General features: G+C 53.0%; 18 protein-coding genes and 1 tRNA gene. 8 read left to right on the forward strand and 11 right to left on the reverse strand.

Features of this window, described 5'->3' with window-relative positions; all coding sequences use genetic code 11:
- The 5 genes from F6R98_RS01430 to typA form a co-directional block, all read right to left on the reverse strand.
- Positions 1-222, reverse strand: coding sequence for a type II toxin-antitoxin system HicA family toxin (locus tag F6R98_RS01430; protein ID WP_153247428.1), 222 nt, complete (start codon positions 220-222; stop codon positions 1-3).
- Complete coding sequence (locus tag F6R98_RS01435) at positions 215-421, reverse strand: type II toxin-antitoxin system HicB family antitoxin (RefSeq protein WP_153247429.1); 207 nt, start codon at positions 419-421, stop codon at positions 215-217. The genes F6R98_RS01430 and F6R98_RS01435 overlap by 8 nt, the downstream gene beginning before the upstream one ends.
- A 14-nt stretch (positions 422-435) precedes the next feature.
- The gene (locus F6R98_RS01440) at positions 436-7,182 is read right to left on the reverse strand and encodes a phosphorylase family protein (RefSeq protein ID WP_153247430.1); all 6,747 of its coding nucleotides are present in this window, start codon (positions 7,180-7,182) and stop codon (positions 436-438) included.
- Positions 7,183-8,091: 909 nt separating this feature from the next.
- A tRNA-Glu gene (locus tag F6R98_RS01445) sits at positions 8,092-8,167 on the reverse strand.
- Between the two features lie 210 nt (positions 8,168-8,377).
- Positions 8,378-10,201 (reverse strand): translational GTPase TypA, encoded by a 1,824-nt coding sequence (gene typA / locus F6R98_RS01450; RefSeq protein WP_153247431.1) that lies wholly within the window; start codon positions 10,199-10,201, stop codon positions 8,378-8,380.
- A 202-nt stretch (positions 10,202-10,403) separates the two neighbouring features.
- On the opposite strand from typA, the gene pcnB reads away from it, so the two are divergent.
- The 7 genes from pcnB (at position 10,404) to amoB (ending at position 17,384) form a co-directional block, all read left to right on the forward strand.
- Positions 10,404-11,822 (forward strand): polynucleotide adenylyltransferase PcnB, encoded by a 1,419-nt coding sequence (gene pcnB / locus F6R98_RS01455; RefSeq protein ID WP_228125028.1) that lies wholly within the window; start codon positions 10,404-10,406, stop codon positions 11,820-11,822.
- Positions 11,815-12,324, forward strand: a complete 510-nt coding sequence (folK, locus tag F6R98_RS01460; RefSeq protein ID WP_153247432.1) for a 2-amino-4-hydroxy-6-hydroxymethyldihydropteridine diphosphokinase — start codon at positions 11,815-11,817, stop codon at positions 12,322-12,324. The genes pcnB and folK overlap by 8 nt, the downstream gene beginning before the upstream one ends.
- Complete coding sequence (panB, locus tag F6R98_RS01465; protein WP_153247433.1) at positions 12,317-13,123, forward strand: 3-methyl-2-oxobutanoate hydroxymethyltransferase; 807 nt, start codon at positions 12,317-12,319, stop codon at positions 13,121-13,123. Before folK ends, panB begins: the two co-directional genes overlap by 8 nt.
- Positions 13,124-13,127: 4 nt before the next feature.
- On the forward strand, positions 13,128-13,979 hold the full coding sequence (gene panC / locus F6R98_RS01470; RefSeq protein ID WP_194270228.1) for a pantoate--beta-alanine ligase: 852 nt from the start codon (positions 13,128-13,130) through the stop codon (positions 13,977-13,979).
- A 321-nt stretch (positions 13,980-14,300) separates the two neighbouring features.
- Positions 14,301-15,080, forward strand: a complete 780-nt coding sequence (amoC, locus tag F6R98_RS01475) for a bacterial ammonia monooxygenase, subunit AmoC (protein WP_153247435.1) — start codon at positions 14,301-14,303, stop codon at positions 15,078-15,080.
- A gap of 161 nt (positions 15,081-15,241) precedes the next feature.
- On the forward strand, positions 15,242-15,985 hold the full coding sequence (amoA, locus tag F6R98_RS01480) for a bacterial ammonia monooxygenase, subunit AmoA (RefSeq protein WP_153247436.1): 744 nt from the start codon (positions 15,242-15,244) through the stop codon (positions 15,983-15,985).
- A gap of 151 nt (positions 15,986-16,136) precedes the next feature.
- The gene (gene amoB, locus F6R98_RS01485) at positions 16,137-17,384 is read left to right on the forward strand and encodes a bacterial ammonia monooxygenase, subunit AmoB (protein WP_153247437.1); all 1,248 of its coding nucleotides are present in this window, start codon (positions 16,137-16,139) and stop codon (positions 17,382-17,384) included.
- Positions 17,385-17,605: 221 nt separating this feature from the next.
- Here amoB and F6R98_RS01490 read toward each other — a convergent pair whose 3' ends face one another.
- The 4 genes from F6R98_RS01490 to F6R98_RS01505 form a co-directional block, all read right to left on the reverse strand.
- Entirely contained in the window at positions 17,606-18,820 is a 1,215-nt protein-coding gene (locus F6R98_RS01490) for a helicase HerA-like domain-containing protein (RefSeq protein ID WP_228125029.1), read from the reverse strand.
- A 69-nt stretch (positions 18,821-18,889) separates the two neighbouring features.
- Positions 18,890-19,687 (reverse strand): IS21-like element helper ATPase IstB, encoded by a 798-nt coding sequence (istB, locus tag F6R98_RS01495; protein WP_153247439.1) that lies wholly within the window; start codon positions 19,685-19,687, stop codon positions 18,890-18,892.
- Positions 19,684-20,763 carry an IS21 family transposase gene (gene istA, locus F6R98_RS01500; protein WP_194270021.1) on the reverse strand — a complete coding sequence of 360 codons (1,080 nt, stop codon included), beginning with the start codon at positions 20,761-20,763 and terminating at the stop codon, positions 19,684-19,686. The genes istB and istA overlap by 4 nt, the downstream gene beginning before the upstream one ends.
- A gap of 48 nt (positions 20,764-20,811) precedes the next feature.
- The gene (locus F6R98_RS01505) at positions 20,812-21,237 is read right to left on the reverse strand and encodes a helicase HerA-like domain-containing protein (RefSeq protein WP_228125030.1); all 426 of its coding nucleotides are present in this window, start codon (positions 21,235-21,237) and stop codon (positions 20,812-20,814) included.
- A 99-nt stretch (positions 21,238-21,336) separates the two neighbouring features.
- Between F6R98_RS01505 and F6R98_RS01510 the strand changes: the two genes are divergently transcribed.
- On the forward strand, positions 21,337-21,771 hold the full coding sequence (locus F6R98_RS01510) for an NUDIX domain-containing protein (protein ID WP_153247440.1): 435 nt from the start codon (positions 21,337-21,339) through the stop codon (positions 21,769-21,771).
- 15 nt (positions 21,772-21,786) lie between these two features.
- Here the strand turns inward: F6R98_RS01510 and F6R98_RS01515 are convergent, their stop codons facing one another.
- Positions 21,787-22,215 (reverse strand): YcgN family cysteine cluster protein, encoded by a 429-nt coding sequence (locus tag F6R98_RS01515; RefSeq protein ID WP_153247441.1) that lies wholly within the window; start codon positions 22,213-22,215, stop codon positions 21,787-21,789.
- A 6-nt stretch (positions 22,216-22,221) separates the two neighbouring features.
- Entirely contained in the window at positions 22,222-22,686 is a 465-nt protein-coding gene (locus tag F6R98_RS01520) for a hypothetical protein (RefSeq protein ID WP_153247442.1), read from the reverse strand.
- Positions 22,687-22,995: the final 309 nt, after the last annotated feature.

The raw sequence follows: 22,995 nt of genomic DNA on the forward strand, positions 1-22,995 counted from the left end.
CTACGAGCGAAGCGCATTGATAAACTCATCAACCGAGACACCGGCCTGTTTAAGCAGCCCGCTTAAAGTACCCGTTTTTATTTCACGATGGTTGGGTACTACACAGCCTTGCGATCCTTTGCGAAGGACAATATGACTGCCGCGTTGCCGTACCACGATGAAACCAAGAATTTGTAAGGCACGAACCGCTTCGGCACCTGAAATTACGGGCAGGCTAGGCATGTGTAGCAACCTGGAAGGTCGTGAGTAATGAGCGTCCAGTGAAATTCAGCGGAAACTCTTCCAGATAGAGTTCTGTAGCTTCCTGAAGATTTACAAGCGCCTCTTCAATACTTTCACCCTGGGTTGTGGTGCCTGTTTCAGGGTTCAGTGCGATGTATCCGCCTTCAATAGCGGGCGTTAATACTGCAGATAGTTCCATAAGTTTTCCTTTGGCTATGTGATCAGGGATAGATTCATACGAGGTTCTGGGGTTAATAGATTCCATAGTTTCGGCCAAAACTCCGGGGGTAAATAAGCCTCTAAACGCCGAATATATACACTGAAATCTGAAAATTCCTTGATGTCCTCCGGCAGAACAGCAGCAATTTGACCCAACATGGCGACAAAAGAATTGTGGCGCTGTGCAGGGGTATCGAAACGGTTGGCCCTGAAGGACAAATCCACCGCATCCGACCAGAGGGACGGTTCGCTACGTAATACATTGATAGCTTTAGTAATCAGAGGCTCGCGCAGGCTTAAGGCTTGTTCGCCTTTTAACCGGCCAAGTAGGTCGGCGATGCCAAGAAGCAAAACCTTATTGACTTGGCTAAATGAGTTTTTTTCAATAAATACTTCGATAGTGCTGAGCAGATGATCAACAATGTCAGTCGGCACAGGGTAGCGTGCAATAAGCGGGAAAAGGTTAACCAGGAAGTGGATGTCTTCTTTTTCAATCGCAGCGAGCCAAACATTGAGCGGTTGGGTATTTGACGATTGTAGTTCGTCGGATAACTTCGTACAAAGCTCTGTGGCAAGAGTACGGCCTTGGTTGCCGATAGCGCTATTCCTGATGTTAACCGGGTAGTCGGTTAGTGCAAAAAATTCAAACCCAAATAATTTCGAGTGATGGCGCAATTTACGCACATCTTGGAATGGTGTGACTATATCAAGCACGGTTTGTCGAATGCATTCTAAGGCATCGGCATTGCGTTTTAACACGCCTAGCGCTCCCCCAATCACGGTTCTCCAGCGCGAGGCTGCTGAAGGCAGGGCCACATCAGCATCTTCGTCTGGCGCTGAATCAAAAGGATTGATCCTTGCTTCCAGCGCGATTGCAACCTCTTTGAGGTTTTTGGATGCAAACGCCAAGTAGGTTGGATTTTGCGACGATTGTCGCTGGATACTGTCCAGCATTCTATCGGCGTAGACATAAGCCCATATAACACGTTGCTCGTAAGCATAATCTTTGAATTCGGCTGTAAGCTGGAAGTGGTTCCAAATCAGGTGCAGCAGTTCGATATAAATATCAAACAGTACATCCGTTTTAGGGTTAGCCTCTAAGATTAACAGGGTTTGGGTTAAGCTTTCCGCGCGCGTTTGAGCGTCTGCCTCTGGAAATCGAAGGCATATGGACAACAGGTTTTGCAGTACAATGGGATTAAATTTTGACTTTATCAGATCGTCTACCATGTCAGATAGCTGTTCAGTAGAAATCCTGTTTTCGGAGAGTGCTTGCTCTGCAAGCGTGCCAATATCCCAAGGCGGCCCGAAAGGTAAAGCAGCGAGACTGGCGAAACGCCTTTTTGTCTGATAGGTATCTTCAGTGTTCGCAAACAGCCATTCGTCCGCGTTGGAAGTCAGCATCTCTTCTGGAGTAATCGAGGTGAAAATATCGCAATAAATCGGCAGAATGGCTGATAAATCCCGTTTTGCCAACTCCGCTATTTCAAGCGAGAGTCCGGCAAAAGCAAAAAAGTAATCACCTGAGCGTTCACAACGATTCCGCAAATCGTCAACAGCCGTATGAAAATCGTCGCTTTCTAACGTTGACCGGTAGTAATCACAATCTACTACGTTTAATAGCCCTATCTGCATCATCTCATCCAGCCATTCGACGCGTATGTCTGGGATGGGGTGATCCAAACGGCTATAAGGACTCAGCACATTAACACCGTTTATCGCGCCATTTGCCGCTTGACCGGATATGGCGATGCAATCGCCGACTCCGTTTCCTGTCGTGAATTCCAGGGTAAACTTTCGATTTTCTCTGATTTTATGTAGAGGTTTATTCTTTCCGTGATTAATGCACTCAATGGTCAGTGCTTGCCATTCAGCTTCGGAGAAAAACAGGTTGAGGAATTGAAAATGAATACCTGTGATGAAATACTTTTTTAGTCGAGTCTCTAGCAACGGATGGGCAAGCAACTGATTCAGAACTTCATCAGGCAAAAATCGCAAAGGATTAGTAATAAGCTGAATCAAAGGCGCATCACTTTCTGACCGCGAAAGGGTTGCTAATTGTTCGTTGATTAATTCGGCAAAACGGGTTAGCGCCGCATCTCGTAAGGTCGTGTGATTACGCCAAGCGGGTTCTATGTATTGAAAAAGCCACTGATAGTACGGCTGGGTTGCTTGCGGCTTCTCCATGAAGTGCCATGGAAGGCTCATTCTGAAACAATGTTCGATTGCCAGATTCTGAATCAAGTCGGTTGAATCAGCCCACCATGTGACGGGTCGACCACGGTGAGGCAGAAACCGCTCGTAGATCCAGTCAGCCATAGCGATGCATCTTTTTTCATCCAACGTGTTGTCAGTCCAGATCGCTGCCATAGTTGTTTCGATGAAGCGATGCAATTGCAACCGATATTCGCTTTCCTCTGGCATCAAGTCAGTGCGGATTGGCGCTTTGCTAAGAATAGAATCAGATGCCAGGTTTGATAAAACCGTCTCACGCAGTTTTGTCAAGGGAACGTTTTCGATCAGATTGCCCGTATGTTGCTCTATTTTTAAGGATTTCAACTCAGCCGCGAGGTATGCTGTAGGCGGCAAGCGGTGATCAACCCCCGCATTAAGCAAACTACGAAAGCCTTCCAGGAATTTGCCATCATTGATTGCCTTCCTGGAGTGCAGTACGCTCAAGATGTCATGCACCCCAACGATAGACGCCTGCTCCGAGACCGTGGAATAGCTGCCCATCAAACGATCATCAATCCAGATGGGGGCATTCGTTCCTTCCATGCCTAGAAAAAGCTCTTCCAGTACGCGGGTTAACGGTAACGCATTTTGTCTTTCTTCAGGAAATAGTGAAAGAGTGAGGGGTTTTATTTTGCCATTTTTTAGCCGGCGGTTGAGTTCTGACCGTAGCGATTGTAACCAGTTTTCTATCTTTAGCCGGGAGCGATAGTTTTCTATTTCAGCACGAAGTTGTTCGTGTATGCCCTCTGCGCAATACAACTTGAATCGCCGGGCGGCGGCTTCCAAGCCGTTCAGTTGCATCAACAACTCCAAAAAAGGCCGATCAACCAACAGACCCACATCGTGTGTTAGGCGTTCGATTTTTTGGGTATCGACGGTGCATTGTGCAAATTGGCTAAACTGCGATTCATCAACGATCAACTCACCCCTATCCCGCATGACTGCGATGATATCGGCACAAGTGATTCTCAGGGCTTCCAGGGCGATTGGAATGCTTCCCGATTCGAAGGTTTCGGTGGCAAAACGATCAGTAACAATCAATAAATTGTTTTGTTCGGCAAGGTGCCATTCCATCCGATCAACCGCGTGCAATCCTGCATAATCGCCTGTTTCCAGATCAGGTTCCCGCAGAAACGTGATTTTTAATGTTTCCATATGCGCAAGCAGCTTTTCAGCCTGTTCGACGCGGTCGGGCTGTATTTGCTTCAGTTGATGGATTTCTTGTTGTATGACACCAAGCAGACTTGGAGGAATATGAATTACGTCAAAGGCATTGTCGAGGTATGGAAACAGCGTGAGTGCGTGCGCCATAAGGCAAGCCGAGTAATCCATACTTATCGAGCGGCCCTCCCAATCTTTTAGTAAAGGTTCCGCCGACCTCCCTCCATAAGTCATAGGAAATGGCGCATGCTGGCGGATGGAGCGATTACGGTTATCATGCCATCGCCAGTAGAACTCAGTCCCGAACGACCCTCGTTGACTGTCCAGCCAGAGGTGCATCGGCAACTGCCCATTAATAAACTGACGCCAAAATGTTGCGCTATGTTCTTGCCATTCCCGTAACAATGTTATCAGATCAGGCAGCCTGATTTCCTGAAAAAGGCCGCTATCGGGGAAGTCTCGGCGCAAGATTGCCATCTGCATGGATGCCCAATCACTATGACCCGCGTTGAATCCAATCTGCATGGCGCTGTGGCGCAATTTTGGATCATTGGGGTAGCTCTCAACGGTGCGCTTCGCCCATTCGAAGGCTTCTTCACGATCATGCGTCAACGAATAGTGCGCGATAAGCATGAATATTTGTGCGGTCACGAAGCCCAGTTCCACGCCTTGCTTTAATATTTCCACTGCTCGCTGGGAATCGCCCATTGATGTCTGCAATTGCGCGCGCTGAACCAGCAGTTGTTCGTCAGGATGCTGTTGCCATAGTCGTTCACTGGCACCCCAAGCCTGAGGATATTGGCCTTGGGCGATATAGGCCTCCATGGAACCGGCATAGTAATCGTAGCTTTGCCCATCGCGTTCGAATACCTGTTTATACCTATTGAGGACATCCAAGGTATCTGCCGGTTTTTTTAAAACCATCCATGCTTGAGCAAGCGTTTGCGCTATATGGGCTGGTGCTTCGTCGAACTTTTTCAAGCAACAGTCTGCTGTAACGGTCAGTTCCTGCCACATACCTACCTTGTGCTGGAGACTTACAAGATTGATATGATCGAGTAGATTACCTGGGTCAATTGTTAAACCTTCCGCAATCGGGAGCGCTTTAGCAATCTCGCCGCTTTGCACCCAAAAATTCGCCTTGATACGGCGATACTCGATAACATCGGCCAATGCGGCGACGCGTTCCGCTAATTCCGGCAACTGGCCCAATGATCCAAGACAGCGAATGGCTCGATCAAACCAATTGATTCTTTCATCAGGTAGCGTAAGACGGTGTTCAAATCGTAAAAGGTGTTTCCAGGCGGCGTCGATTTGGCCGACGTGCACCAGTAATTCTCCAAGCACCTCGATTGCCCATGACGGCGGGTATGGCTGTTCACAGGCGCTCGATAAGGCATCCAGTGAACGGTTCCAATCGTAATTTGTGTTCATCCACATCAGAAATACTATTGGGATGGGATCAACCGGGGTTTCAGCGAGAGCGTTTTTTGCTTTTTCAACTGCCTGGGTATGCTTTTCCGGTAGATTGAGGCATACCGCAAGATACGCATCTGTGATGTCCTGCTTTAATGTCTTCTTTGAACCATTACTTACACTTGTCAGCGCCTGCTCCAAATAACATAGGGCATCGTACATGCGCTTGTTTTGAATATCGTTAAGCGAAAACAAACCCGGTTTAAATAGCTGGAGTGTCACGGAGCCGGGGCGGTAAAGCCCGGCGGGTACTGCCTGCCAAAACGCTATGTAACCGGCTGTCAATTGAAAGAAAGGACTATCGTGTTGTCTACCGAGCGCAGGTTCGAATACTTGCCATGCTTCGTTGGCATTACCGGCAGCCAAAAGACAAAGGGCGTGAAAACGCCGAATCTCGTCAGTGACGGGGATTTCCATCCGGTGTATGAATTCATCCGCTTCAGCACATCGACCTGAATTTAAAAGATATTTGAGCAGATTTATTACAACAGATTCCGAATCGAGCGGTTGCAGGATAGCTATGGCTTCTTCGATTTTTTTGTCAGCAGCGGCTTCAAAGGCTCGGTAGCTGCGGTCATCCAGCGTGGAATCCAGCCGCAGTGCGGCCTGATAATATCGCTGGTGCTGCTTGGCGGGTTTACCGTCTTCCTGAGCCCAACGCGCGGCGTGATAGTAGTAGCGCGCTTGAATTGTTTGAGATAGTGGGCTGCCTGCAAGTTCTGCCAACGCTGTTTCCAGCATATTCCAGCCGGCCTCGAAATCTCCTGCTCCGCGCATTGCCTGTATGGATTCGAGCTTCTCTGCGTACACGCCTTCCAGTTGAGTACGTAACTGCTCGTATTCGTTGAGGGATACAGACGTAGAGGCGCTTGCCTGGCTGATTATTGTCCCAGCGTCCTGTGTTGAAAAAGATTCAATGTCATTACGGCGTTTTGGGGGGGAATATGGCAGGTTTTCAATCAGCGCTCTTGCATAGGCTGCAGCTACCAAGGCTGCATAGTATTGCCAGTTATTGTTCTTATGCTCATCGCAGTAATCGCAGATACCTCGAATTACGATATATTCGCGTCCGGCGTTCCACGTAGCATCGGCTGTCCCCGAGCCTTCCATTTCGATGGCTTGTATACCAAGCAAATCACGCAAGTTATCCCGATGAACAGCATCTTTGAGCAAGGTATTTCCCGAGCCAATTGCCGCCAAATGGATTTTTGGCATATTGGGACGCAGCTCCCGCTTGAGGTCGGTTGGGTGTGCAATAACCTTTGTTTTGTCTTGAGCATCATGCAGAACATCGCTATCCGATGGCGGACGGTGGAAGTCCGGTAGCGTCTCGCCTTTGGTAAGATGCGTTTCCCACGGATACTGGCCCAGTATGGCTTTTGTCTCCAAAGCTTTAGCTGCATTAATAAGGTCTGCGCTGGGTTTGGATGAAGTATCGCGAGTCTCTATGTTTTCAGATGTGCGCTTGATGTTGTCATATTGAATGATGCCTTTTTCGTTGGTAATTACCACATCACCGAGGCGAACATGGTTGTCAACGTTTTTCAGGTCTGGGATTCCTCCCGCAATGCCGACCATGAGGATGTATTCAACGGAATCGAAGCTGCGGACAATATGCGTCACTGCAGATGCCGCAACGTTATTGCCCATTTTTACAAGGGATGTAATCAATACCTGGTGCGGGTTGCCATTGGCGCGGCTCGGCAGTGTTCCGTACCAGTATTGATTGCCGTCATCATTGCTTGGCGCATTAATTTCGCTTGGTGAGTCCAGCATCATCAGACAAGCGGCCAGTTCCTTGGGCAAGGCGGTGCAAATGGTAAGGCGCGGCTCAGGTTTGGTATCGATTGTGGTGGCAGTTGCGTTCAAGGCTATATTTCACAGTCATTATTTTGCGGTGGCAAATCATATGCATGTTTTCCGGATTCTATCGTTTTATACCCGGTTTGTCAGAAATAAGACCTCTGTGCTATGAGGTAAGTCATTGTCGAAATGGTTCCAGCTTCACTGGTGACGCGTGCTAATGTCAACAGAACCTAAGCTGGAGTCAAGGGTGCGTGGAATAAATGCGGCCGCTTCAGCGCCGCGTTTATGACGCGAAAGCCCCTTGACGCCCGAGGTCTTCATTGCGCTATGGGCTGCAGCCAGGGAATGTCTTTTATTCACGGCTGCTGCTTTACGGCGAGTGCGGGGCTAGGGGGCAGCGCCCCAAGGATTTAATGGTATTTTTGGTCGTCATGCTTCCGCAGACTTACACCGGCGTTAACAACTGGAAAATCCCATATTTGCGCGCGCACGGGCTTGAGAGTTAAGCCCATGGATGGGGGGAAACAGCACTACTTGTCGAGTGTTTTTCTGGTGCGGCTTTTGGTCGCATCATCAATGTCGGGAGTAAACCGCTGCAAGCCGGGTAGTACCAGTCGTGTGACGATAAGACGATTTTTAGTGACGAGTCAGTGATGCAGCAGTGATGGCTCAAAGCCACGCAGTGACTGAAGTGCCGAAATTACGGGGAAATTTCATCGGCAATAATCCGGATGCAGCGCCGTGCTACAAAAAATAGCGCTGCTTAATGTACGCCGGCGTCAGTGCACAATAAGCAGGTCTAGGGAGTGCTGTTGGAGTTACCGGCTAGCTAAGCTGGATAAATGGTTATCCGGTCATGCTTGCTCTATGCAATTACCCCCAGATCATGCTGGTTTACTCCGGTATTTTATAAGGAGTTTATGAAAAAATACCTTGCGGGAGATTTGGCTTGTCGTAAGTCATTATTTTGTGTGGCGTCCCCAAGGGGGTTCGAACCCCTGTTACCGCCGTGAGAGGGCGGAGTCCTGGGCCGCTAGACGATGGGGACAGGACAGATTGATTATTATTGCACAGGCCGATGTGGCTTGGAAGCTAAAAATTCGCCTGGAAATGCAGGGGGCGGGGAACCTTCCTTTTCTGTCTGTGGTCATAACAAGTGTTCCTCCTCTTTAATTACACGAAGAGGTTTACTGTAGAACGCTCTACTGAACCCGCCGATTGAATAAACAACGGCGGGTTTTCTTTTTGACGAGAGATTTTACGCCGTCTCTGATGAGCGGCTGGCCTTCTTGCGTTCGTGCTCCAGCAACAGCTTTTTGCGTATGCGTATGGTTTTTGGCGTTACCTCGACCAGCTCGTCGTCGTCGATGAACTCCAGTGCCTGCTCCAGACTGAAGCGGATCGGCGGCGTCAGTATGATGTTTTCGTCGCTGCCGGAAGCGCGCATGTTGGTGAGCTGCTTGGCCTTGGTCGGGTTGACGACCAGATCGTTGTCGCGCGAATGGATGCCGACGACCATGCCTTCGTATACTTCCGTGCCGTGCTCGACGAACAATCTGCCGCGTTCCTGAAGGTTGAACAATCCGAAGGCAACCGCTTTGCCGGCGACATTGGAAATCAATACGCCATTATTGCGCTGTCCGATATCGCCCTTTTTCACGGGGCCATAATGATCGAAAACGTGGTACAGCAGTCCGGTTCCTGATGTCGAAGTCAGAAATTCGGTCTGGAAGCCGATCAGTCCGCGCGAGGGCATGATATAGTCGAGACGGACGCGTCCCTGACCATCCGGCACCATGTCGCGCAGATCGCCCTTGCGCTCGCCCAGCTTCTCCATGATCGAGCCCTGGTGTTCTTCTTCCACCTCGATAGTGACCGATTCGTAGGGCTCGCAAAGTTCGCCGTCGATTTCCTTGATGATGACTTCCGGACGCGAAACGCCCAGCTCGTAGCCTTCGCGGCGCATGTTTTCGATCAGGATGGACAAATGCAGCTCGCCGCGACCGGAAACCTTGAACTTGTCCGGGTCGGCGGTATCCTCGACTTTAAGCGCCACGTTGTGCAGCAGCTCGCGTTGCAGGCGCTCGCGAATCTGGCGCGAGGTGACGAATTTGCCTTCCTTGCCGGCAAATGGAGAGTTGTTGACCTGGAAGGTCATGCTGACCGTGGGTTCGTCGACCGTCAGGGGCGGCAGTGCTTCTATTTGATCCGGCGCGCAAAGCGTGTCGGAAATTTCCAGCGCGTCGATGCCGGTAAAGGCGATGATGTCGCCCGCATTCGCTTCCGGCACTTCTATGCGCTCCAGTCCCTTGAAGCCGAATACCTGCAGTACGCGGGCATTGCGCTGTTTGCCGTCGCGGCTCAACACCACGACCGGCGTATTGGTTTTGACGCTGCCGCGCTGTATGCGGCCTATGCCGATGACGCCGACATAGGAATTGTAGTCCAGGCTGATAACCTGCATCTGGAAAGGACCTTCGGCATCGACGCGCGGCGGATGAACCTTGTCGATAATGGTTTGAAACAGCGGGTCCATGTTGCCTTCGCGAATTTCCGGGTCGTTTCCGGCATAGCCGTTGAGAGCCGAGGCGTAAACGACCGGAAAATCGAGCTGTTCTTCGGTGGCGCCGAGGCGGTCGAACAGGTCGAAGGTTTGATCCAGCACCCAATGCGCGCGCGCGCCCGGGCGGTCGATTTTGTTGATGACCACGATGGGTTTCAGACCCAGCGCAAAGGCTTTCTGGGTTACGAAGCGCGTTTGCGGCATCGGGCCGTCCACGGCGTCCACCAGCAGCAGCACGCAATCCACCATCGACAATACGCGCTCGACTTCGCCGCCGAAATCGGCATGGCCCGGCGTATCGACGATGTTGATATGATAGCCGTTCCAGTCCAGCGCCGTGTTTTTCGCGAGTATGGTAATGCCTCTCTCTTTTTCCAGGGCGTTGGAGTCCATTACGCGTTCTTCGACTTTTTCGTGAGACGCAAAAGTGCCCGATTGTTGCAGCAGTTTATCGACGAGGGTGGTTTTGCCATGATCGACGTGCGCAATAATGGCAATGTTTCTGAGTTTTTCTATCATATAAGGTGAGTTTGAATGCCGTCCGGGCGGAATAAAATGAGGGGATATGGCTACTGATCGAATATTATATCGTGAAAATATGACAGCTTGTGATAAAGCGGCGCTATAGTCTGTTTCGCCGGGGTCCGAGTCCTCGGTGGAATCGCTGGAGTATTTGAGCGCGCGCGTCATGTGCGGTAGACTTAACATTATACCTTAAACTGTGAATATCATTCCTCTGTCCATACTGAATCTATTTAAAAAGCTCTTCGGATTACGCCGCGCCCTGTTTTTTGAAGCCAGGGCGGAAGTTGCGGCATCCGGTCCGCTGCCCAGGGTTTACGCGCGATCCGAGCACAATATTTCGCGCAGCATGATCAGTGAAAATGCACTGAAAGTGTTGTACCGGTTGCGCCAGTCGGGTTATCAGGCCTACCTGGTCGGAGGGTGCGTGCGCGACCTGTTGCTGGGACGCGAGCCCAAGGATTTTGACGTGGTAACCGACGCGCATCCGGACGAAGTGCGCGCGGTCTTCCGTAATTGCCGCTTGATCGGGCGGCGCTTCCGGTTGGCGCACGTCCATTTCGGCAGTGAAATCATTGAAGTGGCTACCTTTCGCGCGCTCACTCATGGCGATGAAGATGATCGTCTCACCGGCGGCGGCGGGCGCATATTGCGCGATAATGTGTATGGCACCATAGAAGAGGACGCCTGGCGGCGCGATTTTGCCGTCAACGCGCTGTACTACAACATTAAGGACTTTTCAGTAGTCGACTATGTCGGCGGCATGGACGATCATCGGGCCGGCGTGCTGCGCCTGATCGGCGATCCCGAGACGCGCTACCGCGAAGATCCCGTGCGCATGCTGCGAGCCATACGCTTTGCGGTGAAACTGGGTTTCACCCTGCATCGGTCGTGTTCCGAACTTATCCCCGGCCTGGCGTATTTGCTGGAAGAAATTCCGCCTGCGCGTTTGCATGAAGAGATAATCAAGCTGTTTTTAGGCGCTTATGCGGTGCAGACATTCGAGCAGCTTCGCCATTACCATTTGTTCGGCGCGTTGTTTCCGGCTACGGAAAGATGTCTGGCGCAGGAGTCGGAAGGTTTCCCTTTGGTATTCCTGATCAAGGCATTGGAAAGTACGGACCGGCGTTTACAGGAAGGCAAATCGGTCACCCCGTATTTTCTGTTTGCAGCGTTGTTGTGGGAGCCCGTCAGAGTGAAGGCCGGACGCTTGATCGCTTCCGGAGTCGATGAATTGCCTGCGTTCCAGAGCGCCTCCGCCGAAGTTGTCACGCGCCAGATACAACGCACAGCGATACCGCGCGCAATCAGTCAGCCCATGCGAGAAATCTGGTTGCTGCAGCCGCGCTTCGAGCGCATGAAGGGCTCGCGACCTTTTCGTTTGTTGACACATCCGTGGTTTCGCGCCGCATACGATTTTCTGGTATTACGCGCCGAAGCCGGTGAGGCCGATGCGGCGGTCGCCACATGGTGGACGCTTTTTCAGACAGCGGGAGAGCAGCAGAAGGACATGGCCAGAGACGGCTTGAATTACCGGCAGGCCGGCAAGGGTGTGCGTACGCGCCGGAGACGGACGGGCCGAAGCGGCAAGCAGGTAAAGAGTACGCAGGATGAATAGCTTCCGGGAAGAAGTAACCGCTTACCTCGGCCTGGGCAGCAATCTGGCTGATCCGGCAAGTCAGCTACGGCGGGCGCGTGCGGAAATCGCTGGTTTGACCGGCGTGAGCGAGCGCGCTTTTTCTTCTTTTTATCACAGTGCGCCGATGGGGCCGGCAGATCAGCCTGATTATGTTAATGCCGTCATGGCGGTGGACGTGACGCTTGACGCGCATGAGTTATTGCGGGCGCTGCAGGCTATCGAGCTGATGCATGGGCGCGATCGTAGCGGCCGGCGTTGGGGCGCGCGCACGCTGGATATCGATATCCTGCTGTACGGTCAGGAGCAACTGCATTACGAGGATTTGACCGTGCCCCATCCGGGCATGACCGAGCGCGAATTCGTTTTGTACCCGCTGGCTGAAATTGCGCCGGCGGGACTCGAAATACCGGGGGGCGGGCGCCTGGACGATTGGCTGGCCCGCTGCCCGAAGCGCGGCCTGGAGGTATTGTCCGTTGACTGATCCCGTAGTTGCTGTGACGCTGCCCGACTTGTTTCGCATGAAGCAGGAGCAACGCAAAATCGCCGCCTTGACCGCTTACGACGCGAGTTTTGCCGGTATACTGGACCAGGCGGGCGTCGACGTGATTCTGGTCGGCGATTCGCTGGGTATGGTGATACAGGGCTATGCGCATACCTTGGGCGTAACGCTGCAGGATATCGTTTATCACACGCAATGCGTCGCGCGCAGCGTGCGCAGAGCTTTGATCGTAGCCGACATGCCGTTTATGAGTTATCACTCGCCGCAACAGGCGGCCGAAAACGCTGCGCGTCTTGTTCAGCAAGGCGGAGCGCATATGGTCAAGCTGGAAGGCGGCCGCCGGCGCGCCGAAATCGTCGGTTTTTTATCGGCGCAAAACATCTCCGTCTGCGCGCATCTGGGGCTGCTGCCGCAGTCGTTTCATCAGCTGGGCGGTTTCAGCGTTCAAGCGCGCGATGAGCATGCCGCGCACATTCTGCTTGAGGATGCGTTGATTCTGCAGGAGGCCGGCGCGCGTGCGCTGGTGCTCGAATGCATACCCGCGCAGCTGGCCGCCGAAGTCACTGCACGGCTTGCCATTCCGGTAATAGGCATAGGCGCCGGAGCGGATTGCGATGGGCAGGTATTGGTGACGCATGATCTGCTGGGGATGGCTCAGGGACGTTCGCCTCGATTCGTTAAAAACTTTTTAGCGGAAGCCGGCTCGGTTTCAGGCGCAATCGACGCCTATGTGCGCGCAGTGCGAGAGGGACGTTTTCCCGGCAGAGAGCATGTTTTCTAGCGGTTTGCCGGTGGTAACCACCGGCGCCGTCCTGCGCGGCATGGTGAGCGAATGGCGGCAAACCGGGCTGCGCATCGGATTCGTGCCGACGATGGGAAATCTCCATGCCGGCCACTTCCGCCTGGTGCAACGGGCTCGGCAGCTCGCAGACAGGGTGGTGGTCAGTATCTTCGTTAATCCGTCGCAGTTCGGCCCCGGCGAGGATTATGCTTCCTACCCGCGCACTTTCGAGGCGGATCGCGCCGGACTTGGCGATCATGGCGCTGACTTATTGTTTTACCCTGCCGTTGCGGAGATATATCCGCGTCCATTCCCTTCAATGACGCAAGTCGAAGTACCTGGTCTATCGGACATATTGTGCGGCGCTGTGCGGCCCGGTCATTTCAGGGGCGTTACCACGGTCGTGTGCAAGCTGCTTAATCTGGTGCAGCCGGACGTGGCTCTTTTTGGTCAAAAAGACTATCAGCAACTGGGATTGATTCGACAGATGGTGGATGACCTGTCCATGCAGGTCGCAATAGAAGGCGTACCCACTGTGCGCGAGGCTGATGGGCTGGCTCTGAGCTCGCGTAATCAATATTTAAGCTTGGAAGAGCGTAGCGTTGCGCCGCTGCTGTTTGAATGTCTGCAGCAGGCGGCCAAAGCGCTGATCGCAGGCGAGCGGGATTGGCCGTCGATAGAAAGCGAACAGTGCGCGCGTTTATGCGCAAGCGGTTTTCGCCCTGATTATTTTTCCATACGCAGTGCCCATACGCTGGAAGAACCAGATATAAGCACAGTAAATTACATAATCCTTGTCGCCGCCCGGCTCGGCAAGGCCAGGTTGATCGATAATCTGGCTGTTACCGTTTCCTGATGTGTGTCCGGTAGTAACAGAATGATTTTACTGCCTGTTTGTAGCTTGGGTAGTGTTCTCCAGTCCAGCCGGCAACCCTGCTGCCGGAAACTTTCCGGTTTATGTCCGATCAACCGCTGCCGCTTCACGTAATCAATCCTGAAATATTTTAAAAAAAGAACGTAATAGGGTTGACAGCCGGAGGGGGGTGTGACAAAGTGTCGCGCACTTGGCTCTGTCGGTGAAAAGCGCAGCAAGACGCAAAAACCGTCGCATCCAGGTAACCCAAGAACGTGGCCCGGGAGCTATCCCGGGAATAAACTCAACAAAGAGGTATTTGAAATGGCTGCAACGACAATTGATGGCGTAGCTGCAAACGACAAGCCGATTCTTGATATCAAGTGGCTGGCATTTGCATTTACAATCTACACCGTGTTTTACATGTGGGTACGCTGGTACGAAGGGGTCTATGGCTGGTCAGCCGGTCTGGACTCATTTGCACCGGAATTCGAAACCTACTGGATGAACTTCCTGTACATCGAAATCGTGGCTGAAATCAGCACCGCATCGCTGCTGTGGGGCTACATCTGGAAAACCCGCGACCGCAACCTGGCTGCGATCACCCCGCGCGAAGAACTGCGCCGCAACATGACCCACGTGGTATGGGTATTTGCGTACGCATGGGCCATCTACTGGGGCGCCAGCTACTTCACCGAGCAGGACGGCACCTGGCATCAGACGATCGTGCGCGACACCGACTTCACCCCGTCGCACATCATCGAGTTCTACCTGAGCTACCCGATCTACATCATCACCGGCTTTGCATCGTTCCTGTACGCCAAGACCCGTCTGCCGTACTTTGCGACGGACCTGTCCCTGCCGTACCTGGTCACCGTAGTCGGTCCGTTCATGATCCTGCCGAACGTAGGTCTGAACGAATGGGGTCACACCTTCTGGTTCATGGAAGAGTTGTTCGTAGCGCCGCTGCACTACGGCTTCGTATTCTTCGGCTGGATGGCGCTGTCGATAATGGGCGTACTGACCCAGATATTCAACAGCTTCAACAACCTGATCGGCAAACAGCTGTGCGAAGCAGTTGATCAGGGTTTGATTTCAAAATAAGAAGGCGGGCCGGAAGCGGGGATGGCTGAACTGAAAAACAGCGAAAAGCGCCGATGGCAAACCCTCGAAAACCAAGAGCGTAGGGCGGACCGCGCGACAAGCGCGAGCGAGGGGCGCGGTCCCGCACTACACAACCAAACGTGTAAAATTGGAGGTAACTCATGAGCACACTACAAACTGCGGTTCGGTCACATGCCGAAGCAGTGTCAGTCTCACGTACAGTCGACTACCTGGGCCTGTTCATATTCTTCTTTGTAATTTGCGGTTCCTACCACATTCACGCCATGTTGACCATGGGTGACTGGGACTTCTGGATCGACTGGAAAGATCGCCGTCTATGGGTAACCGTAGTACCGATCGTACTGGTCACTTTCCCTGCGGCGGTACAATCGTGGATGTGGGAGCGCCTGCGTCTGCCATGGGGCGCCACCGTATGCGTACTGGCGCTGCTGTTCGGCGAATGGGTCAACCGCTACTTCAACTTCTGGGGTTGGACCTACTTCCCGATCACCATGTGCTTCCCGTCGCAGATCGTACCGGGCGCCATCCTGCTCGACTCCGTACTGTTGCTGAGCGGCAGCTACCTGTTCACCGCAGTCGTAGGGGCAATGGGCTGGGGCTTGATCTTCTATCCGGGCAACTGGCCGATCATCGCACCGTACCACGTACCTGTTGAATACAACGGCATGCTGCTGTCCGTAGCCGACCTGATCGGATACAACTACGTACGTACCGGCACACCCGAGTACATCCGCATGGTGGAAAAAGGCACCCTGCGTACTTTCGGTAAAGACGTAGCGCCGGTATCAGCGTTCTTCTCAGCGTTCATGTCCATCCTGATCTACTTCATCTGGCACTTTGTAGGTCGCTGGTTTGCAACCGTCAGATTCATCAAGTCGACCTAGTCGTTTGACGAAGACTTGAAGACATGAGATGCGAGAGCACAAGGGCGACCTGAACGCTCTCAAGTCGGGAAAGACAAAACATTAGCGTCGGCGCGAAGCGCGCAAGCGCGTAGCAGCCGAAACACGAACATTCTCGAAAGAGGAGGAACATATGAAACAAATCAGAACCCGGATCGCCAACTGGTCCCTGCTGGGCCTGTTGCTGGCGGTTGCAGCCACCAGCCTGTACGCGCCGAGCGCCTCTGCCCACGGAGAAAAATCCCAGGCAGCGTTCATGCGTATGCGCACCATCCACTGGTTTGACCTGAAATGGTCAAAAGAAAAAGTGGCGGTCAACGAAGACGTGGAAATCACTGGTAAATTCCACGTATTCGAAGGCTGGCCTGAAACCGTAGCCGAACCCGATGTCGCGTTCCTGAACATCGGTATCCCCGGCCCGGTCTTCATCCGCAAGGAGTCGTACATCGGCGGTCAGCTGGTGCCGCGTTCCGTACGTCTTGAAATTGGCAAGACCTACGAATTCCGCGTCGTACTGAGAGCGCGTCGTCCTGGCGACTGGCACGTCCACACCATGATGAGCGTCCAGGGCGGCGGTCCGATCATCGGGCCGGGTAAATGGATCTCCATCGAAGGCGGTTCCTTCTCCGACTTCAAGAATCCTGTAACCACGCTGACCGGTCAGACCGTAGACCTCGAAGTTTACCAGGAAAGCAACATTGCATTCTGGCACATCTTCTGGGCGGTATTTGGCCTGGCATGGATCCTGTACTGGGTACGTCGTCCGGTATTCCTGCCGCGTCTTCTGCTGGTTGACGCAGGGCGTGCAGACGAAATCGTCACTCCGCTGGATCGTAAAGTAGGCGCAGCATTCGCCGCGGCGACCATACTGATCGTCGTCGTAGCGATGAGCAGCGCGAACGGCAAATACCCGATCACCATCCCGTTGCAGGCTGGTACGATGCGCGGTATCAAACCGATCGATCTGCCGAAGCCGACGGTATCCGTCAAGGTTGAAGATGCAACCTACCGCGTACCTGGCCGTGCAATGCGCATGAAGCTGACCATCACCAACAGCGGCAACAGCCCGATCCGTCTGGGCGAGTTCTACACCGCATCGGTACGCTTCCTGGATTCCGACGTCTACAGAGACACCACCGGCTATCCTGAAGACCTGCTGGCGGAAGACGGCCTGACCGTAAGCGACAATTCACCGATCGCTCCGGGCGAAAGCCGCACTGTAGAAGTACAGGCGTCCGACGCAGCATGGGAAGTATATCGTCTGGCTGACATCATCTACGATCCGGACAGCCGTTTCGCCGGCTTGCTGTTCTTCTTCGATGCATCGGGCACCCGTCAGATCGTACAGATCGACGCGCCTCTGATCCCATCGTTCATTTAATCGGAAGCGGGCCGCCGGCGACGGCGGCCTGAAGCTGAGAGATTGAAAGAGGAATCGAACCCTCTCCGAGTTGATCGGAGAGGGTTTTTTATGGGCTGAACATAACGTGATCTATGCGCTTTAACGCATAGTGTGTCAGAAAAATAATTGTTACTATACAGGTTGAGGTGGTGGGAGCGCGGATCGTGCTTGAGTAATCTTTCTGTCTGAGCCTTGAATACTTATCTTGTAATCGAACCCAAAACGCCGCGTAATAGCTGTTTGCCTAACTCACGTCCAACCGTACCCGCCGCACCGCGCATCGCACTTTTAGCGGCGGCTTCGAGGACGCCTTCGCGCTTACCTCCTTTGCCAGTAAGCATATCCTGCAAGCTGTCGAGCAAATCATTCCCTAATGCATGCGCGGGTGCTGTATGATGAGGATGCGCTGTCAGTGGCGGTACGCCGTTAACCCGTGAACCAGAGCCGCCGGCTGAAGCCGCGGGGGCAGGAATTGCGCCAGGCGCAGTTGTGGTGATGTTTGCAGCAGACTTACCCTTCAACACTTCATACGCGGATTCTCTATCTACCCCTTCGGCGTAGATGGCTTTGAGCGGGGAGGTGTCGATAAGCGTCTTGCGTTCTTCCGGCTGGAGCGGTCCCATGCGGGAAGCTGGCGGGAAAATAATGGCGCGCTCAACGATGCCCGGACGTCCTTTCTCGTCGAGAAAAGATACCAGTGCTTCACCTACGCCCAGCTCGCCGATGATGGTTGCCGCATCGAATTTTGGGTTGGCGCGCATTGTTTCGGCAGCAACCTGAACCGCTTTCTGATCGCGCGGAGTGAAGGCGCGCAATGCATGCTGGACACGGTTGCCCAGTTGTCCGAGTATCCTGTCGGGCACATCCAGCGGATTTTGCGTTACAAAATATATACCCACCCCCTTGGACCGGATCAAACGCACTACCTGTTCAACTTTGTCTATCAAAGCATCCCGGGCATTGTTGAATAATAGGTGAGCTTCGTCGAAAAAAAATACGAGCTTGGGTTGATCCAAGTCACCGGCTTCAGGCAGACGCTCGAAGAGTTCGGAAAGCAGCCAAAGTAAAAAAGTGGAATATAGCATAGGCGAAAGAAAAAGCTTATCTGCCGCCAATACGTTGATAACGGCACGCCCGTTGCTGTCCACCCGCATGAGGTCGGCGATATCGAGCATCGGTTCGCCAAAGAAAATATTGCCGCCCTGTTCATCCAGCGTCAGCAGGCCGCGCTGTATCGCGCCAATCGAAGCGGCGGCGATATTTCCATATTCGCTCGAGTAGGCGGCCGCGTTTTCTCCCACATGCTGAACCATGGCACGCAAGTCCTTGAGATCTATCAACAGCAATCCGTTGTCATCGGCAACTTTAAAAACCAGTTGCAGTACGCCGGTTTGTGTATCGTTAAGGTTTGTCAATGCCGATTTAAAATTGATACAGTTTTTGAAGAAATGCCGATTTAAATCTGATACACCTCCCCTAATTCATTATCGCGCTGGCACTATCGTTGTCGGCTCACCTTTAGCCTTGACCATACCGGCTGCCCGTTGATGTTTTAACCGGTAACTGTCGCCGGCAATCGGCACGATATGGGCGTGATGAAGCAAGCGATCCAGCAGAGCGGCAGTCAGCGTTGCGTCCTGAGCAAAGGTCGCGTCCCACTGTCCGAACGGCAAGTTGCTGGTTACAATCAGGCTGCTTTTTTCATAGCGCGCCGCGATGACCTGAAAGAACAGGTTGGCCTGTTCCCGATTCATCGGCAGGTAGCCGATTTCGTCAATAATCAACAGGCGGTAAGCGTTGATCGCCCGATGCATGACGGCCTTCAACTGATTCTGGGTATGCGCAGCCACCAGCGTCAGCAATAAATCGGCTGCCGTGGTAAAGCGGGTCTTAACGCCAGCCTGCGCCGCTTTGTATCCCAAGGCAATCGCCAAATGGGTTTTACCGACACCGGACGGGCCGATAAGCACGACATTCTCGTTACGCTCGACAAAACCCAGCCCTGCCAGTTCGTCAATCTGGCTGCGTTTGACTCCGGGGGCAAAGGCATAGTCGAACGCCTCCAGAGTTTTGATCGCCGGGAAACCGGCAAGGCGTGTAAATAGACTCTGTTTTCTTACCGTTCGCCCCGCTGCTTCCATTTTGAGCATGTCTTCCAGAAAGTCGCTATATGCGCTTTCCTGTTGCGCGGCCTGCTGAGCGGCAGCCGGGTAACCCTGCGCTATGAACGGCAGATTCAGCGATTCACACAGGGTTTGTATTCTTTCGTGTTGCAGGTTCATGCCGCCACCTCCCTTTCACTCTGGATAGCCTCCAGAAGCCCGTCATAGACCGCGAGCGGGTGTTGTAATGGCGTTTCCTGCGCTATCCGTTCGATAACAACGACCGGACGATCTGCCGCCGTTACCACCGCCTCAGATTGCGGGCGCGCCGCGCGGATATCTCCGCGCCAGGGAGCGGGCAGTTCTTGCAGGCGTTCCTCTCCCAGGCGCTCCGAGGGACGCACTTGCGTGGTGCCATGTATGCGTTCATTGGCTACGTCTTTTAGCCAGCGTCGCACTTCAGCATTGGCAGTGACCACGTCCAGCGTCAGCCCGGACTGCTTGAGCTGTGCCACCAGCGGAACATAAAAAGAGCGGCGCAGATAGCCGTTGAAACGCTCGACTTTACCCTTGGTCCTGGCGCGATAAGGGCGACACAGTTTTATAACGAAACCGCAATGCCGCGCATAATCGAGAAATCCAGCGTGGAAACGATGCTCACCTTCACCCGATGCGTCGCGCTCCAACACCACCGTCTTCATGTTGTCGTAAAGAGCCCGTTGCGGAATACCGCCAAAAGAGTCGAACGCATGGTTATGGCACGCGATCAGCGTCTCCACTTTCATGTCCGTGACGAACTCGACAAAGCTGGCTCGGCTGTAGCCCAGCGTTGCGCAGAAGGCGTAGAGCGGGTTACTGCCTTTACGAAATTCGACCCAATCGACCTGCATCTGCTCGCCCGGCACCGTCTCAAAGCGCACCACCGGCTCTGCCGCGCATGTGGGCTTGAGGCTATGCAGGTAGGCACGTAGCTGACTTTGTCCGCCGCTATAACCCAATGCGGCTATCTCTCGATACAACACCGTCGCCGGTATCCAGGCCGGTTGCGCCGCAGCCTGCCGTTCCTGTAAATACGCTTCAAATGGCGAAAGCTTGGTAGGGCGCTGCTTTTTGCGTTCGTATCGGGGCAGGCTATCGCTTGCAAGATGACGGCGTACCGTGTTGACCGCGCATCCGGTCTCTTCGGCAATCTTGCGTAAACTCAAGCCGTGTTTTCTCAATAATTCAATTTCCACATACACCTCGTCAGTGATCACGGCTGCGTTCCAAATGCAGCCGATCTTCTCAATTCGGTGTATCAGTTTTCAATCGGCACGCTGTATCAATTTACATCCGGCAGTGACAAGGTTCAACAAGCGCGCGAGCAACAGTGGCCCCATCTGCGAGATGGTTGCATTAACAGGTATGCCTTTTTCGCTAAATACATCCCATAAGGTTACGCTGCTGGCATACGGAGTGAAACCGGTGAGGCCGAGTTCCTGCACCCTCTCTTCAAGTTTCGGAGTCAAAGTACCGGCAGCGCCTATACCGGAAAGGTCGCCTTTGACATCGGCCATGAATACAGGAACGCCGATATAGGAAAGACGTTCCGCAATAGACTGTAGGGTAACCGTTTTTCCGGTTCCTGTTGCACCGGTAATCAAGCCGTGACGATTGAGCATTTGCGGCAACAACGCCGGGTAATTGTCGTCGGATTTGCCAATATAAAGTAGTACAGGTGAGCTGGGCATGGTGTATGGACCTTTAGCAAAAAAATAGGGATGATTGTATAGTGTCTCCGAAAATGGTACTGGCGGGAAGCCGGTGCCATGGAACCTGAAGGTAAACTTATGAATAAACCTGTTACCCCATTGCTGGCCGCGGATACATTGATTCAATTGATTGATCGTCCGGGCAAACCGATAGTGCTGATCGAGCGAGCCAATATTCCGTACGGATGGGCCATACCCGGCGGTTTTGTGGATGTAGGAGAAACTCTGGAGCGGGCGGCGGCGCGTGAAGCCAGAGAGGAAACCGGTCTGGAAGTGAGGCTGACAGTCTTGCTGGGCATTTATTCCAACCCGGTGCGAGATACGCGCGGACATACCGTAACTGCAGTATATGTGGCTGAAGCAGTGGGTACCCCGAAAGCAGATGACGATGCCAAAAATGCCGGTATCTTCGCCCTGGAAGCGTTACCTGCTCCACTGGCTTTCGACCATGCGCAGGTATTGGAAGATTTTCGCATTTATCTTGAGTGCGGGCGAGTGACGCCGCTACGCTAAGCTTTGGGGTGTCGTTTATTTCAACCACTCGATTACATGGTCTTCCGGGTCATCGGTCTCAGATTCAGGAATAGCAAACCCGCGTACGGAAATGCCTGCATTATGAACCGATGCCGGGTTGCCTGTGAGCAAAGGATGCCAGAAAGGCAGCGACTTACCTTCAGCGTGCAGACGATACGAGCACGTAACCGGCAGCCAATGTAACTGAGTGAAGCTTCGGCGCATGTCAAGGCATTCGGGAACAAGCGCGCGCCTTTCAGGGTAATTACTGCAGCGGCAGCTATCGATATCGAGCAACCGGCAGGCGACGCGAGTAAACAGGATTTCGTCGGTATCCTCGTCTTCCAGTTTATGCAGGCAGCACCTGCCGCAGCCGTCGCACAGCGATTCCCATTCAGACTCGCTCAAATCTGCGAGCGCTTTGTATTCCCAAAAACAGTGCATTGCGGCTCACACCAGACCGATTACTGCGGCTAAAATAAACAGACCTAGCAGGAAAAGCAGGGCTTTCAGCGTGAAATCGGCAACAGCGCGCAACATCCGGTCGCGGGTTGCAACGAAACGGGCGATGGCGTCCAGTTCGGTTTTATCGAGTTCAACTGGCGGTTGTACGTGAGTCTGGAGTGCGGCTATGCTTTCGGCCGCTCGGTTTTGACTTAAGTTATCCAGTTGTTCGCAAGCTAGTCCGCAACGGAAGAGAAAATCGGGAAGCCCGGCGCTGTCATCCCCCGCAGTGAGTATTAATTGCGTAGCGCACTTGTCGATATCCTGTAGCAAAGTCAGAAGTTCATCGGGCAAAAGTGAACGGATACTGGCGATTCTGGCAGCCAGATCGTCGCCGTGGGCGGCAAAATGCTTATCCAATAAATAGTCGAGTCTGCCCAGATAATGCTGTATGGTTTCCTTAGCGTCCATCTCTATTCTCGCAGTATTCACCAAGTTAAACTATTAAGCATATATTATTCGGGGCATGGAGGCACTAGTTATTCCAAACCATTTATCATGACCGGGTCCATCACTACTGCGAACCTTTGGCGCAACATCAAAGCCTTCGTATGTTGTTTTTTTTGCTGACCGCCACAAGCCTCCCTTATGTTGACAGGAGAATAAAGAGTTGAAACCTTCGGTGAGTGCATTTGGATTAATGACCGAAGCGGCCGGGATGAGGCAAGCAAGTTGAGACATGCTACAAGTCTTCCCGGGAAGGTCTCTACGCCTATCCCT

Source organism: Candidatus Methylospira mobilis, from assembly GCF_009498235.1.
Taxonomy (GTDB): Bacteria; Pseudomonadota; Gammaproteobacteria; order Methylococcales; family Methylococcaceae; genus Methylospira; species Methylospira mobilis.

Coding starts and splice junctions, on each gene's coding strand:
- typA (WP_153247431.1), bottom strand. CDS start 10,201: ATGATAGAAAAACTCAGAAACATTGCCATTATTGCGCACGTCGATCAT.
- F6R98_RS01510 (WP_153247440.1), top strand. CDS start 21,337: ATGAATAAACCTGTTACCCCATTGCTGGCCGCGGATACATTGATTCAA.
- amoA (WP_153247436.1), top strand. CDS start 15,242: ATGAGCACACTACAAACTGCGGTTCGGTCACATGCCGAAGCAGTGTCA.
- istB (WP_153247439.1), bottom strand. CDS start 19,687: ATGAACCTGCAACACGAAAGAATACAAACCCTGTGTGAATCGCTGAAT.
- amoB (WP_153247437.1), top strand. CDS start 16,137: ATGAAACAAATCAGAACCCGGATCGCCAACTGGTCCCTGCTGGGCCTG.
- F6R98_RS01505 (WP_228125030.1), bottom strand. CDS start 21,237: ATGCCCAGCTCACCTGTACTACTTTATATTGGCAAATCCGACGACAAT.
- F6R98_RS01435 (WP_153247429.1), bottom strand. CDS start 421: ATGGAACTATCTGCAGTATTAACGCCCGCTATTGAAGGCGGATACATC.
- F6R98_RS01520 (WP_153247442.1), bottom strand. CDS start 22,686: ATGGACGCTAAGGAAACCATACAGCATTATCTGGGCAGACTCGACTAT.
- F6R98_RS01430 (WP_153247428.1), bottom strand. CDS start 222: ATGCCTAGCCTGCCCGTAATTTCAGGTGCCGAAGCGGTTCGTGCCTTA.
- amoC (WP_153247435.1), top strand. CDS start 14,301: ATGGCTGCAACGACAATTGATGGCGTAGCTGCAAACGACAAGCCGATT.
- F6R98_RS01515 (WP_153247441.1), bottom strand. CDS start 22,215: ATGCACTGTTTTTGGGAATACAAAGCGCTCGCAGATTTGAGCGAGTCT.
- folK (WP_153247432.1), top strand. CDS start 11,815: ATGAATAGCTTCCGGGAAGAAGTAACCGCTTACCTCGGCCTGGGCAGC.